Source organism: Fictibacillus marinisediminis (genome assembly GCF_023149135.1).
Classification (GTDB): domain Bacteria; phylum Bacillota; class Bacilli; order Bacillales; family Fictibacillaceae; genus Fictibacillus_C; species Fictibacillus_C marinisediminis.
Map to the genome: position 1 here is coordinate 382,354 of NZ_JAIWJX010000002.1, position 14,092 is coordinate 396,445.

Below are 14,092 nucleotides of genomic sequence, written 5' to 3' on the forward strand. Positions count from 1 at the left end.
TTGCGAAAGGAAGTCAAAGTTTTGAGCAACACAGAGAAAAGTAATTCATTAGAGTTAATTATAACAAACGCATTAAAAGTACCAGGAGTTAAGGTAAATCGGACGGAGTTTTTATCCAAAATCTTGGCAGACCAAATAGAATACAATGATCTTGTAATAGTATTGGAAAAAGGTCCTATTGAAGCAGGAGTAAATATTAATACGTTAGATAAATTGGCTAAATCCTTAATAGAGAAAAGAACTCTTCAAAGTACGGGGGCATCATTTGCAGCTGGATTACCTGGAGGTTTGGCAATGGCAGCTACCATTCCAGCAGATACTCTTCAATTTTATGGGGTTTCCTTGAGATTAGCTCAAGAATTAGCCTATATATATGGGTACAAAGATTTGTGGGAAGATGACCAAGTAGATGCAGAAAGAGTAAGAGGAGAGCTTACTTTATTTTTAGGAGTTATGTTTGGTGTGGGCGGTACTGCTTCAGCATTAAAGGTATTATCTTCAAAAGTAGCACAACAGGTGTTAAAAAAGCTCCCTCAAAAGGCATTAATGAAGACAATCTATTACCCGATTTTTAAAAAAGTAGCGGCCACCATAGGAGTAAAGGTGACAAAAAAAACCTTCGCCCAGGGAGTATCAAAAGCCATCCCATTATTGGGTGGTGTTATTTCAGGTGGATTAACCTATGCTTCTATGAAACCAATGGGCACCCGATTAAGAACTACATTATATGAGTCGGTAAATAATTACTCCAAGGATGATTTGGACAGAGACTTACAAAATATGAAAAGAGAAATGCCAGATTTTATTGATGCAGAGTTTACGGATGTAGAAGAAGACCTCTCAAATGATAATGTGATGTTTAAGGAACAAAAGGTGGTTTTTAGTGCTGCTGATGAGATATTAAAGTATAAGCAATTGTTAGATATGGGAGTTATAACCCAGGAAGAATTTGATAGAAAGAAAGAAGAATTATTATTCAATTCTACTCTATAGTTTTGAGTGTAAGCTAAGCCTCCATTTGTTTATGGAGGCTTATTTGCGATAGACAGGTGATGATCATTGGGGTTTATGCAAAAACAACTAAAATGGCCTTCGAAGCTGTCTGTGAAATTGCCAAGAATCATCTAGTCAAACATATTGTCAGCTTAGGTGGAGCATGGATAAAAATATTAAAATCTAATGGTTTCCATCCAACGGAGGATATAACTGTAAGAAGTTCAAAGAATACGGTGCTCGGCAGGCTGATGAAATATGAAATTAGCCCATCGGCTCTCCCTGTTGTAATTCACTTAGTTCCAGATGTAGTGAAATTTCCTACAAGACCAAGTGTAGTTAATGAGATGAGAAGAATGTTAGAAGAGGCACCATTGGAAGTATTTGAACGTGCTCATTTGGATAAGGGCGATTTTATTCAAATAAACAAAACACTGTACAAGCAACTTATATAAATTACATTATATTTATTTTAACCATTCCACTAATGAGTAAAGGGGGGCAAAAACAGATGTAAATGGAAAGGGAACTCCTTTGATAGGCGGAATTTTTGAGGAATTCAATGATTCAGCGGGTTTGGAGTTGGCGAGACAGAATGCGGTTACTGAGCTGAACCAGGCGATGACGAAAAACAGTTTGAGGGTCAAACTGACGAGCGCCTACTTTGACGGAAATGTGGTGTCCGTTACGGGATTTGTAAATGATGAGGTTCTAACTGCAAAGGCATCGTCTTCACTTATCTACGAGACCGTGCAGAGGTACAGTTTTAAGCTGAAAAAACCCCGTTCTTCAGTTTAATCTCTCTCATTTCGTTCCGGCGAAGGATCTCAAATCCATTACGGTTGAGTTTCCATAAACATGAAAAAGCACTGCAAACCGCAGTGCTTTTTTATATTAATTGATTTTCTCCGCCAGCTCTATGATAATTCCTTCTGGTCCGCGGATGTAGCATAATTTATAAATGTTCTCATAGTTTTGTATCTCGCCAAAGAGTTCTGCGCCTTTCTTTTTCAATTTGGCGACAATGGCTTCAATATCTTCAACCGCAAATGCAATATGCTGGATCCCCAAGGTGTTTGCAAAGGTGGGCTGAATGCCTTTTTCATCTATGGGAGTATGGAATTTGACCAGCTCCAGCGTGGTCTCGCCATCCGATGTTCCCAGCATGGAAACCGTCTCTCTAACATCAGTAAGCCCGATGATCTGTTCCACCCATTTGCCTTCCACTTCTGCTTCACCCAGCACCTTTAATCCAAGTTCAACAAAAAACGCTTTCGCAGCAGCAAGGTCCTCTACAATGATACCCACATGATCAATTCTATGGATCTTCATGTCTACCTCCCATGTTCCGAAGTTTAATCCAGTATGCTTCTAAAGGAACTTCTCGATGGCTTCATCGTTTTCCTCTTTATTAACCAAACAGACATGGACTCATAAACAAAGTACTGCTTAGGGCCCGTATATACCTAACCTCTCTTCAATACCTTTCAAAACTTCTTCCGGCCTTTCCCTCACTTTGATATCTTCACCCAGAAACAGCAGCCAGTTGGTGATTTCCGTAAGTTCTTCCGGCTTATTCACATCGATAAACGTCTTAAGCAGAGCGGTGGTTTGGTAAGGATTTGTATACGAAATCGAAACTTTTAAAGGGTGGTATTTTTTGAACTGTGCGATGGCTTTTGGGCCAAGCTCCAGGACAAGGTTGATGGCTTCTTCCTGCTTGCTCAGTTTTTCCAGGATCTTTTTCTTGCTGATTCTTTTTTTAGGCGGATAAGGTTTCACAGCGGTGAGGTGATCGACAGGGATGATTTTCTTTTTTTCTTCCTGTAAGTCAAAGCCTTCGATCAGCCAGGCGCTTTTCTCGCGATACAAGTGCAGGAGATAGATCGGATAAGACTCTTCTTTGATTGTGATCAACAAATAGCTATCTACAAGAAGGGTTTGGATGAGTGTTTCCAACATGGGATGGGGAAGGTCTGACAGATCAAGCAGGTCGGGATTGTGGGGATTGGTCCCTTCAAAAAGCAGGATCTGATTTAAAAGAACAAGCTCATCCTGCTGGTTCTCGGAGATGAGGCCAAGTAATTTTTCGGCCAGTGACTGACGGCTCTTCAGATACGGAAGCTGCTGGTTTCGGGTGGCCATGAAGGCAATAAACAGAGCCTTCACCTCATGATTGGTAAAGCGGACTTCTGGCAGGACGGAGTTGTGCATGACAAAATAACCGCCATCCCTTCCAACCTCAGCGACAAGCGGCATCCCCATAGCTTCGATCTCCCTGATATCCCGAATGGCAGTCGAACGGGAGATGTTAAATTCCTGCATGATTTCAGAAATGGTAAAGCGGGCGCGGTTGTTGATATACCGCATGATGATATTGATCCGTTCAACTTTTTTCATGGAGGCTCCTAAACAGTATCATTTTTTGACATGATTTAAGGATATGATATACCTATCAAGTCAAGAATACAAACACTTCAAAAAATGGAGAAAAGAGGTTACGAAAATGGCGAATTATACGCTGGAAGAAAAAGAAGGCTTTACCGTGATCGGTCTTGGAACAGAGCTGAAGAGCGATTACACAGACTATGCTGGTATTCACAAGGAAAAGGCAGACTTTTGGGAGGCGGTCAGCCAGGATGGAAGGCTCGATACGTTAAAAGGAATGGCGTCCAACGACTACGTATTTGCTGTGAACGAAGCGGTGAACAACAAGATGATGCATTATGCTGGCGTCATGACAGAGGAATCGGCACCAGAAGAAGCCAGAGTCATTCAATTTCCTAAAGGAGAATACGTAGTAGTTAAAGGAGAAGGGAAGACGGCTGATGAATTGAATAATAAGCTTGCTGGGATTGCCTTTGGCCAGGTCTTGCCAGAAGCAAAGAATGTGGCCTATGTTGGTGGACCCAATGCAAGTGTTGAGATGGGGCAGCGAAACGGCTTAATTTTTGGTGAAATGTGGATTCCGGTTGTCAGGAAATAATAAAAGGGAGGAAAGGAAATGTCCTGTATCGTTGATTTTAAAAATGTGTCTGCAGCTGGATTGGAGTCTTCACCTGCAGCAGAAGCGCTTGCTGGTTTACGTGCGAATGAAGCCCGTTACTTTATGAACAAATACAAGCATGAATTTACGGTTGTACCAGCGAGCGAAAGCCAGGAGACACTTGATTATGTGAACGAGATATTAAAAGAACGTGATATTGAGTTTGCGGCCAAACCGCTGGAAACGTCGAGGTTCCAAGTGGAAAATATCCAATTTGCCTACGTCTTCTATGAGGACGGTCTTGCGGTCAACGTCATGTATACAGTGGATAACCCCAAAAAGCGGGCAGTGGGTTTTAAGCTTTCCGATGGGATGGAGATCCCAAAGGAGCTGGAAGGAAAGTTTAAGTTTGCCAGGCAGAAATCCAAACTCGCTGGAACCATTCGGGGCTCGTTCTTTGTCATTAAAGGAGAATATTAAAGGAAATAAAACCGTATAGTAGATGGATGATCATTGATCGGGGGATGTGGGCCCAATATTTCCGTTTTGGTAATCAAATGCCATTATGAGGAGTGAAACAAATGAGTAAGAGTATCGGTACGGAAACAACCGCGAAAGTAGGATCACGGCCTCAAGGAAAAATGATTTCCTACTGGTCAGTCACATTACTACTCGCAGCAGCTGTTATGTTAAGTGGTATCGGTCAACTGATGCAATTTGGGGGCAACGTCGAGCTCGTGACGAAAATTGGTTACCCATTATACATTTTGACCATTCTCGGGATATGGAAAGTACTTGGATCCATCGCTCTCATCATACCAGGTTTTCCACGGCTTAAAGAATGGGTTCACGCGGGTATCTTCTTTTTAATGACTGGTGCAGCTTTATCTCATGCGTTTGCTAACGATTATGGTGATTACGGCTTTAATATTATCCTTCCGCTTTCATATGCTGCACTAAATATTGCCTCGTGGGCGATGCGTCCGAAAAGCAGAATGCTTTAAGGAGGCGGTGGATTGGCTCGTTTTTTGTTATCGAAGGGGTATTAATGTAAGTGGTGTGCAGTGGTACGATTAATCCCTATAAGAAGTAATGAAAGCAACAGACACTTTATGATCTGTTGCTTTTTTTTATGCTTATGAGTGCTCCAGCACAAACTGCTTAAACTTCTGCACAGAAGGCGGTACATATCTTCCTTCCACCCAGGCGATTCCGATCGTCCGCTGGCATCGAGGATTTTGTATAGGGATTTGGGTGATTTTGCTTTGATCTGTTCCTTTTAAGTTTGGGAGAATGGAAATGCCGAGGCCAGCTGCAACGAGTGCTGCCACCGTATCGGCTTCTTCTCCTTCAAACGTAATCTTAGGGGTAAGCCCCGCCTCCTGAAATAATTGCTCGACGGTGATGCGAAGAGAAAACCCTTCTTTTAAATGGATAAAAGATTCGTCCGCGATTTCTTCCAGGGTAATGCTCACCTTATCTGCGTATTTATGGTCTTTCGGGACAATGACATAAAGCTCCTCGTTCCATAACGGTGTCCAGACAATGGGGGATTTGCTCTCCATCGGCGCTATGAGGCAGAGGTCAAATTCCCCCGCCATCAGCTGGCAAATCAGCTGATGGGAAGGCCCTTGCCCAAGCCGGAAATTAACCTTGGGATAGGACTGGCGAAAAGAAGAGAGCAGATCGGGAATACGGCCTGTACTCAGAGTGTGTAAAAATCCGATCGACACTTCCCCCTGCTCGGGATCAAGGAGGTCCTGAATTTCCTGTTTTCCTTCTTCAAATTTTTTCATGATGTTGTCCACGCGCTGTAAAAAGAGCTGTCCATATTTATTCAGTCGAATGGATCGCCCCTGACGTTCAAACAACGGTACCCCAATTTCCTCCTCAAACCGGGTAATCGAACGGCTGAGGGCGGGCTGGGTAATGGACAGAGCCTCTGCCGCACGTGTGACATGCTGCATGCGTGCCAGTGTCCTAAAGTATTCAAACTACTGCCATTCCAAATTAACACCCCATATTTCTTCAATTTTATGTATTACATAGATGTATCAAAAACATGAATATAATGAATTGTACATCATAATTAGAGGGTGTTACGATATAAAGGAGTAAAACAAATAAAGGATGATGCAGGATGCAACAAAATGGATGCCACACCAATGAGATGATAGCCGTATGAGCTACATTCAACAGGGAACACCGCTTTTTCGAAAAACCAGCATGGCGTTTTTTGCCGCTGGTTTTAATACATTTGCGATTCTTTACTGCGTGCAGCCGTTAATGCCCGAGTTCACAAAGGAGTTCAGCATTACACCCACAACCGCAAGCATGTCTCTTTCTGTAACCACGATCGTACTTGCTGTCAGCATGCTGATTTTTGGCTCGTTGTCCGAAGTTTGGGGGCGAAAACCGATCATGGTCATTTCGATGCTTGCGGCTTCCGTGTTTTGTATTCTCACGGCATTCAGTCCTAATTTTCACGTTCTGCTGATTTTACGAACCCTGGAAGGAATATCACTTGCCGGGCTGCCTTCCATTGCCATGGCGTTTCTTGGGGAGGAAATCGAACCCAAAAGTCTCGGAACAGCGATGGGGCTCTATATATGCGGAAATTCAATCGGAGCGGTGTTTGGAAGAGTATTCTCAGGGCTGTTGAGTGATCTCGTGAGCTGGCATGCAGCGATAGGAGGAATCGGAATCATCAGCTTGGCAGCTACCCTCATTTTCTGGAAGAGTCTTCCGTCTTCACAGCATTTCAATGCCCGTCCCTTGCAGGTTGGAAAGCTCGGAAAATCACTGGTTGACCATCTAAAGGATCCCGGTCTCGTCTACCTGTTTTTCTTGGGATTTTTATTGTTGGGAAGCAACGTCGCGTTATTTAACTACATTGCCTACGTATTGCTCGATCAACCGTATTCCCTCAGCCAAACGATAGTCGGCTGGATCTTTTTGATCATGATTATCGGAATGTTCAGCTCGGTCCAGACCGGAAAATGGGTAGACCGCCACGGGAAGAAAAGAGTGTTGTTCATCAACTTGTTGCTTGCCCTTATAGGTGCTGTCTTGACCCTGGATCCCCATCTTTCAGGCAAGATCCTCGGGCTTGGCTTGTTCACCTATGGATTCTTTGGCAGCCATTCCATCGCCAGCAGCTGGGTCGGACAACGCGCGACCCATGACAAAGCACAAGCTTCGTCACTCTACTTATTTCTTTACTATACCGGCTCAAGTGTAGGGGGAACACTTGCAGGGTTCTTCTGGAGTGATTTCGGATGGGGAGGCGTTATCAGCATGACGGTGGGCTTCCTCGTAATGGGTGTTGTACTTTGGGCTCTTGTTTCAAAAATTGTACAGAATGGAAAGGGAGTTACTGAAGCAGCTTGAATTTAAAAGTTTTTAGAAAAGCAGTGGGATTCTCACGTGAGATCTCACTGCTTTTTCATTGAAGGACAAACTACAAAAAAATGGAGTTTGTCCCTTTTATGTTTCTCTATTGATTTTCCTTCTGCTCACGTTCAAGCCTTGCGATCTTCTGCTGGATTTTCGTTAGATTCTCTTTCGTACGCTGGATTTGCTGCAGCACATGGATCTCTTGCTGCTTCATCATTTCCAGCCGTTGAGGGATTGTATCGTTCCCATCCATGCACCAGTCCACGAACTGTTTGATCTCTTTGATGGGCATTCCGGTCTCTTTCAAGCACAGAATCAGCTCTAGGAATTTTAGGGAATCCTCTTCAAAGACACGATCTCCTTTTTCCGTCCGTTTCAGAAAGGGAAGCAGCCCCTGCTTGTCATAGTACCGAAGCTGGGAGATGGACAGCTCGTTCATGGCTGCAACCTGTCCAATCGTATAATTCATCGTCTTTCACCTACCAAGGAATTACTCCGTTTTTATCAAGTATTTTACCATGATCATTCACTTCGCTTAAGGCATGGTTCAAAATAATCTCAGCACCATGTGAAGTGTACAGTTTCCCGTTAAGGGAAAGAACTGCATCTTTTCAAATGTTGGGGTGGCAAAACGGTAGTGAATAAGCGGTGTGCCGCCTTGTTTTACATTGATCCGATTGATGAATCGATGTAATATTCCGGGCGTTAATTCAGTAAATGTGGCATATGGTAATAAATCCTCAAGTTACCTAATATGAAATCTTGGAAAAATAACATTTATTGTTATTGGAATTACAATAAATGTTACAAATATAAATATTAATATGAGATAATATGTCTAAATATTTTTTAATTTTTTAGGGGTTGTTAGATTTATGTCTTTTAAGGAATTGAATTTAAAAAATGAATACAGATCATTTGAAGATAATATGATAGGAGACTTTTATATTCCTCTCCTTAATCAATCAATTCGTTATGACCGTGCTGTTGGATTTTTTTCCTCTACTGCCTTGATTGAAATAACTAGAGGTTTAAGTGGACTTATAAAAAATAACGGGAAAATACGTCTTATTGCATCCCCTAAATTATCTAATGAAGATATTGAAGCTATCGCATATGGTTATAAAACTAAAAAAGAAATAATTTCTACAAACATTTTAAATTCATTTGAAAAAGATTTTAATGTTTTTGAAAAAAAGCGACTCAACTTACTAGCGCATTTAATTAGCAAAGGACTTTTGGATATTAAAATCGCGCTCATAGAAAACAATAAGGGAATTGGTATTTTCCACGACAAACTTGGTATAGTTGAAGACAAAGAAAGTAATTTCATCGCTTTCTCCGGTTCGTTAAACGAGACAGCAAATGCTTTTTCACATAACTATGAGGCAATTGATATTTTTAGGTCATGGACATACGATAAAGAACGAGTAGATTCCAAGGTTAGTACATTTGAAAATATTTGGAGCAATACAGCGAAAAATATTGTCACAGTCGATTTTCCTGAAGTTGGTTATGAAAAGCTACAATTATATAAAATGGAAGAGGTAGAGCTTGATTTAGATGAAGCTGAAGCCTATTTCCTTAATCGAGAAATTGAAAAACTAACAAAATTAGAAGGACCTATTTTACCTGAGAGCATCAAAATTCGTGATTATCAAATTAAAGCCATAGAAAGTTGGGAAATAAACGAATTTCGAGGAATTTTTAATATGGCCACAGGAACAGGGAAAACGATAACAGGTTTGGCAGCTGCGGCTCATCTGGCTAAAACACTAAACCACAAATTGGCTTTGGTAATCGTTTGTCCTTATCAACATTTAGTCAATCAATGGGTTGAAGACATTGAGTTATTCAATATGAAACCAATCATCGGACACTCAGCCTCTAGACAAAGAAAATGGAAAGAACGATTTAAAACGGCAATTGAATCTTATAACTTAGAAGTTTCTGATCATTTTTGCTTTGTTACTACAAATGCAACATTTAGTAGTGACTACGTCCAACAACATCTAAGAACGATTCAGCGTGATTTACTGTTAATCGTAGATGAAGCGCACAACTTTGGAGCTGGACATTTGAATTCAAAACTTCCCGAAAATCCCAACTATCGACTGGCGTTATCTGCCACCATTCATAGACACAACGATGAAGAAGGTACGGATGCGCTTTTCAATTACTTTGGCAGCGTCTGTATTGAATATACACTTGAAATGGCGATTCGTAACGATATGTTAACGCCATATTACTATTATCCAATTCCTGTATTTCTAAATGAAGAAGAATTACAGGAATATAGAGAATTAACTGCTAGAATTGGTTCAATGGTTAGGAAAGATCGTTTTGGTAAAGTCTCTTTTTCAGATTCAGCAAAAATGCTTTTACTAAAACGTGCCAAAATTATTGCAGGTTCTTCAGAAAAAATTGAAGCACTCGAAAAAGCTATTATGGATTACAAAGATAAGTCACATCTTCTCGTTTACTGTGGGGCAACTACAATTTCAGATCCTACTTATGAAGAAGGTAAGACAGATGTAGAGGAAAAAAGACAAATAGATGTAGTTGTTAATTTAATGGGAAATAAATTAGATATGAAAATATCAAAGTTCACATCCGAAGAACCGGCTAGTGAAAGGGAAGTTTTAAAACAATCTTTTGACAAAGGAGATCAACTTCAAGCTTTAGTTGCAATTCGTTGTTTAGATGAAGGTGTAAACATCCCTAGTATCAAAACGGCTTTTATTTTAGCAAGTAGCACTAACCCTAAAGAATATATTCAAAGAAGAGGACGTGTACTTCGTAAGTTTAAAGGCAAACAATACGCTGAAATCTATGATTTTATTACACTACCTGTTCCGTTTACTCAATTAAATAATTTAACGGAAGATGAAATTTTATCTTTAAAATCTTTACCTCTGAGGGAAATAGAAAGAATGAAGGACTTCTCAAGTGTTGCCGAAAACTCGTCTGTAGCAGACGATCTAATTAGTACGATCCAAGACTACTATTTGCTAAATAGAGAGGGGGGGTATTCAAATGAATTTGACACTTTCTAAAAATATTAAGTTTCATGAAAAAAATTTAGAAATGATGAAAATGCGTATTATTGATATAGAACGACAAAATATCAAAACAAAAGAACTTACTGAGAATCAAATACTAGAGGTAATTCGAACAATTATCATCGAGGAAGCCAATAAGAATTACTAGAGGTGCTAAAATGATTATAAAAAAAATATCACTTTATAACTTTAGACAATTTCAAGATGAACAAATTATTGAATTTTCAAATGATGAAGATAAAAATATAACATTAATTTTAGGGGATAATACAAGCGGTAAAACTACAATATTACAGGCATTTTTATGGGGTTTTTACGGGAAAGCAAACTTCAAAAGTAAAGATTCACTATTAAATGCTAAAGTAGCACAAGAAATGTTAACAACGAAACAAGAAAAAGATGTGCGTATTTCAATTGAATTAGAACATCAAGATGTTAATTATTTTCTTACACGCTCTCTTACACACTATGTAAAAAGCGGTGAAATAAAAGCAAGTGCCATTTCAAAAGTAGATATGAAATATAAACAAAGCGATGGTCAAATAGAAAATATTCCCACTCATCAAATTCAAAATAAGATTGGGGAAATCCTGCCAGAAGATCTAGCCATTTATTTCTTATATGACACAGAACGATTTGGAAATATCACTTCAAAAGCGGACGTGACTAGCTCTGTTAAAGGAATATTAGGTCTAACTGTTTTAGACAATATGATTAAACATATTGGTACACCCACAAAATCCAAGAGTGTCTTAGGTCAATTTAATTCTAGTTTAAATTTAGAAGGAAATAAAAACGCAACTGAAGCCTATGAACGCTTTAAAAAAGCTGAAGAACGAAAAGAAGAAGTTGAAACAAGACTAGAACAAAAGAAAAAAGAACGTGAAGCCTATTCTAAATCTGTTGATGAAAGACAAGCTATTTTAAGAAGCTTAGAAAAAACTGCGCAATTACAAGCAGAAAAAGATAAGAAAGTAAAGATGATGAATTTCGAGAAATCTGCTTTAAAAACGGCACAAGAACATTTTTATAGTTCTTTCAAAAATAACACACCTATGTTTTTAGGTCATTCACTATTTCAAAAAGCAATGGCCGAACTTGCCAATGCAAACCTTGATAAAAAATCAATTCGTGATATGAATGCAAACGCTATTAAAGACATTATTGAGCGCGGTATATGCGTCTGCGGCACTGAAGTTTGTGAAGGTAATGAAGCCCATAAACATCTTCTAGAAGAAATTCGCTATTTACCACCTGAATCAATTGGTACATTACTTAAGTTTTTTAAAGAGAAAGCAGATCTTTTTTCAAAAACAGGTGAAGGCTACTTTACTCAATTAGACAATAGTTATAAAAACATATTTAACAATCTTCAAAAAATGAGTGAGTTAGAGGATGAAATTCAATTTTTAAATGATGAATTAAAGAAAGAAGATAGCGTTGAAAAACATCAAGAAATCTTAATAGAATTAGAAGCTAAAGTCGAAAAACTTTCTGATGACATTGATCTTTTAAATCAGGAATTAGGTGAACTTAAAAAATCAATCAAAGACGACAAAGCTACATATGAACAAAATATTAAATTATCTGATAGAAATAATGAGCTCTTAAAGTATATAGAATATGCAAACCAAGTACTAGAATGGGTTACTAATCATCGTGATACACGCGAACATGATATTAAAGAACAATTAGAGGAAAAAGTTAATAACTACTTTTCTAAGATGTATCATGGGAAACGTAAAGTAACAATCGATGATAAATTCCGCGTGAATTTAGTTACGACAGATTTATTAGAGGAAATCCATACTGATGAATCTCAAGGTCTAGAGACAGTGAAAAATTTTGCTTTCATTTCAGGATTAGTAGACTTAGCAAAGCAAAAATTACAGGATGCTTATGAAAAAGAGGCGGAAGCGTACCCTTTAATTCTAGATGCCCCGTTCTCAAATGCCGATGAAAAGCACGTAAAAAATATTTCTGAAGTACTCCCTAACGTAGCAAAACAACTAATTTTAATTGTTATGGCAAAGGACTGGAATTACGCAAAAAATGCCTTAAGTAGTAAAGTTGGTAAAGAATATTACTTAAATAAAAAGTCTGAAATTTACACTAAGATAACTTGAGGTGAAATAAATGTTATTCGATAAAAATATTATAATCACCGGAAAACATTCAGCCTATATGGATTTACTAAGAGATAAAGGTTTTTTTTCTAGACACTTAGACATCTATATTAATTCTGCAATTGTAGGGTTTCAGTACAATCGTAAAAGTTTATCTGATAAATCAGAGACGTACAAAGATAAGAGAACACAAATTCATACAGAACAGCTAGTTAAAGAGAGTTCAATTTTAGAATTTATTTATCGATTAATTATGCTCTTAGATAATCAAAAAGATTCAACTTTAGAAGACCGAATTAATCGAGCTTTTCGAGATGATTCACTAAATGACGTGAGTGAGAAACATAGTGAAAATACGAAAGTATTCATTTCCTATGTACTAGGTGGCGTTGAAGTCCTTTATGAGAAAATTATTGAAAAAGGAGCAACTGAGCAAGATCTAATGAAGAACGCTTATGAATTTATGAAAGAACAAAATTTATCTTTTATAAATAGAAGTGCCGATGATATTTTAAACGAACTATAATCGCTTCACATAAGATAAAAGCCGCTCTTCATCAAAAATCAACTTGTTAATGCTATACTTGAACTAGGAGGGCTTTAAATTGTCTGTTAATAAAGCAAAAACTAAAAAAAGTAATGATAAGTCAAATGTACGAGGTACTTTAAATGCTGGTCAACTTAATTCCATTAGCAATCGTAAGCCTGTACATGTAGCAATGTTCAGTGGTGGTGCTGCATCTGCTTATGTAGCTTACTATATTGTCCAAAAATACGGGAAAGAAAACTGTGTCCTATTCTTTACCGACACATTATGGGAAGATATAGATAATTATAGATTTATGGAAGAAGTAGCCGAATATATCGGTTTAGATATTACGTATCGCACAGATGGACGAACACCAGAAGAAGTATTTTTTGATGTGCGCTTTTTAGGAAATTCACGTATGGCTAAATGTTCTGAAGAATTAAAAGTTCGTCAAACGTTAATTTACTTAGAAGAACTTCGCGATGAACATAACTTAGAACCTATTCTTTACTTTGGAATTGGTCCGCATGAACAACATCGTGCGGTTAATCTTCAAAATTTCTATGAACATAATCCAATTGAGCCTATTGCTACACGTTTTCCTATGATTGAAACGTTCAAGGAAGATTTAGATGCAAAAATAATCATTCGTGATGAATGGAAGATTGCACTTCCTCGAATGTATGGACTAGGATTTTCTCATGCAAACTGTGCTGGACGTTGTGTACGTGGAGGCTTAGGGCACTACGCCTTACTTTATAGAGTTTGGCCAGAACAATATTTAGAACAAGAAGCGATGGAAGAACGTTTCCGTGAAAAGTTTAATAAAGACGTTTCAATTTTAAAACGTAATAGTAAACCATTCACTTTACGTGAATATCGGAATCTTATGGACCAGGATGGCATAGAGATATATTTAAGCGAAAAAGATGATACAATTCCTTGTGTTTGTTCATATTCTTAAAAATACAAATGCAGCCATTCGATTTTCGAGTGGCTG

At 38.5% G+C, this 14,092-nt stretch carries 15 protein-coding genes and 1 pseudogene; 12 read left to right on the forward strand and 4 right to left on the reverse strand.

What is annotated here, in order from left to right; genetic code table 11:
* Nucleotides 1-21: 21 nt before the first annotated feature.
* The 3 genes from LCY76_RS02230 (at nt 22) to LCY76_RS02240 (ending at nt 1,791) form a co-directional block, all read left to right on the forward strand.
* A complete protein-coding gene (locus LCY76_RS02230; RefSeq protein WP_248251268.1) occupies nt 22-993 on the forward strand; it encodes an SHOCT domain-containing protein in 972 nt (323 codons plus the stop codon).
* 59 nt (nt 994-1,052) lie between these two features.
* Entirely contained in the window at nt 1,053-1,448 is a 396-nt protein-coding gene (locus LCY76_RS02235; protein ID WP_248251269.1) for a hypothetical protein, read from the forward strand.
* Between the two features lie 79 nt (nt 1,449-1,527).
* The gene (locus LCY76_RS02240; RefSeq protein ID WP_248251270.1) at nt 1,528-1,791 is read left to right on the forward strand and encodes a hypothetical protein; all 264 of its coding nucleotides are present in this window, start codon (nt 1,528-1,530) and stop codon (nt 1,789-1,791) included.
* A 96-nt stretch (nt 1,792-1,887) separates the two neighbouring features.
* On the opposite strand, the gene LCY76_RS02245 is transcribed toward LCY76_RS02240, so the two are convergent.
* Both LCY76_RS02245 and LCY76_RS02250 read right to left on the reverse strand, forming a co-directional pair.
* Nucleotides 1,888-2,325, reverse strand: coding sequence for a VOC family protein (locus LCY76_RS02245; protein WP_248251271.1), 438 nt, complete (start codon nt 2,323-2,325; stop codon nt 1,888-1,890).
* A gap of 117 nt (nt 2,326-2,442) precedes the next feature.
* Complete coding sequence (locus tag LCY76_RS02250) at nt 2,443-3,393, reverse strand: helix-turn-helix transcriptional regulator (RefSeq protein ID WP_248251272.1); 951 nt, start codon at nt 3,391-3,393, stop codon at nt 2,443-2,445.
* 106 nt (nt 3,394-3,499) lie between these two features.
* Here LCY76_RS02250 and LCY76_RS02255 point away from each other — a divergent pair, with 106 nt between their 5' ends.
* The 3 genes from LCY76_RS02255 to LCY76_RS02265 all read left to right on the forward strand — a co-directional run bounded on the left by LCY76_RS02255 (nt 3,500) and on the right by LCY76_RS02265 (nt 4,983).
* Nucleotides 3,500-3,979, forward strand: a complete 480-nt coding sequence (locus LCY76_RS02255; protein ID WP_248251273.1) for a GyrI-like domain-containing protein — start codon at nt 3,500-3,502, stop codon at nt 3,977-3,979.
* Nucleotides 3,980-3,997: 18 nt separating this feature from the next.
* Nucleotides 3,998-4,459, forward strand: coding sequence for a phage tail protein (locus LCY76_RS02260; RefSeq protein ID WP_248251274.1), 462 nt, complete (start codon nt 3,998-4,000; stop codon nt 4,457-4,459).
* Between the two features lie 101 nt (nt 4,460-4,560).
* Complete coding sequence (locus LCY76_RS02265; protein ID WP_248251275.1) at nt 4,561-4,983, forward strand: DoxX family protein; 423 nt, start codon at nt 4,561-4,563, stop codon at nt 4,981-4,983.
* 132 nt (nt 4,984-5,115) lie between these two features.
* On the opposite strand, the pseudogene LCY76_RS02270 reads toward LCY76_RS02265, so the two are convergent.
* Nucleotides 5,116-5,988: pseudogene (locus LCY76_RS02270) on the reverse strand (LysR family transcriptional regulator).
* Between the two features lie 172 nt (nt 5,989-6,160).
* Here LCY76_RS02270 and LCY76_RS02275 point away from each other — a divergent pair.
* On the forward strand, nt 6,161-7,369 hold the full coding sequence (locus LCY76_RS02275; protein WP_248251277.1) for an MFS transporter: 1,209 nt from the start codon (nt 6,161-6,163) through the stop codon (nt 7,367-7,369).
* 106 nt (nt 7,370-7,475) lie between these two features.
* On the opposite strand, the gene LCY76_RS02280 is transcribed toward LCY76_RS02275, so the two are convergent.
* On the reverse strand, nt 7,476-7,844 hold the full coding sequence (locus LCY76_RS02280; protein ID WP_248251278.1) for a MerR family transcriptional regulator: 369 nt from the start codon (nt 7,842-7,844) through the stop codon (nt 7,476-7,478).
* Between the two features lie 406 nt (nt 7,845-8,250).
* On the opposite strand from LCY76_RS02280, the gene LCY76_RS02285 reads away from it, so the two are divergent.
* From LCY76_RS02285 to LCY76_RS02305, 5 genes are all read left to right on the forward strand, one after another.
* Nucleotides 8,251-10,431, forward strand: coding sequence for a DEAD/DEAH box helicase family protein (locus LCY76_RS02285; protein WP_248251279.1), 2,181 nt, complete (start codon nt 8,251-8,253; stop codon nt 10,429-10,431).
* Nucleotides 10,412-10,585 carry a hypothetical protein gene (locus LCY76_RS02290; protein WP_248251280.1) on the forward strand — a complete coding sequence of 58 codons (174 nt, stop codon included), beginning with the start codon at nt 10,412-10,414 and terminating at the stop codon, nt 10,583-10,585. The genes LCY76_RS02285 and LCY76_RS02290 overlap by 20 nt, the downstream gene beginning before the upstream one ends.
* Nucleotides 10,586-10,595: 10 nt before the next feature.
* Entirely contained in the window at nt 10,596-12,563 is a 1,968-nt protein-coding gene (locus tag LCY76_RS02295; protein WP_248251281.1) for an AAA family ATPase, read from the forward strand.
* Between the two features lie 10 nt (nt 12,564-12,573).
* Nucleotides 12,574-13,089 carry a hypothetical protein gene (locus tag LCY76_RS02300; RefSeq protein ID WP_248251282.1) on the forward strand — a complete coding sequence of 172 codons (516 nt, stop codon included), beginning with the start codon at nt 12,574-12,576 and terminating at the stop codon, nt 13,087-13,089.
* Between the two features lie 79 nt (nt 13,090-13,168).
* Nucleotides 13,169-14,056: a phosphoadenosine phosphosulfate reductase domain-containing protein gene (locus tag LCY76_RS02305; RefSeq protein ID WP_248251283.1), complete on the forward strand. Its 888-nt coding sequence runs from the start codon at nt 13,169-13,171 to the stop codon at nt 14,054-14,056.
* Nucleotides 14,057-14,092: the final 36 nt, after the last annotated feature.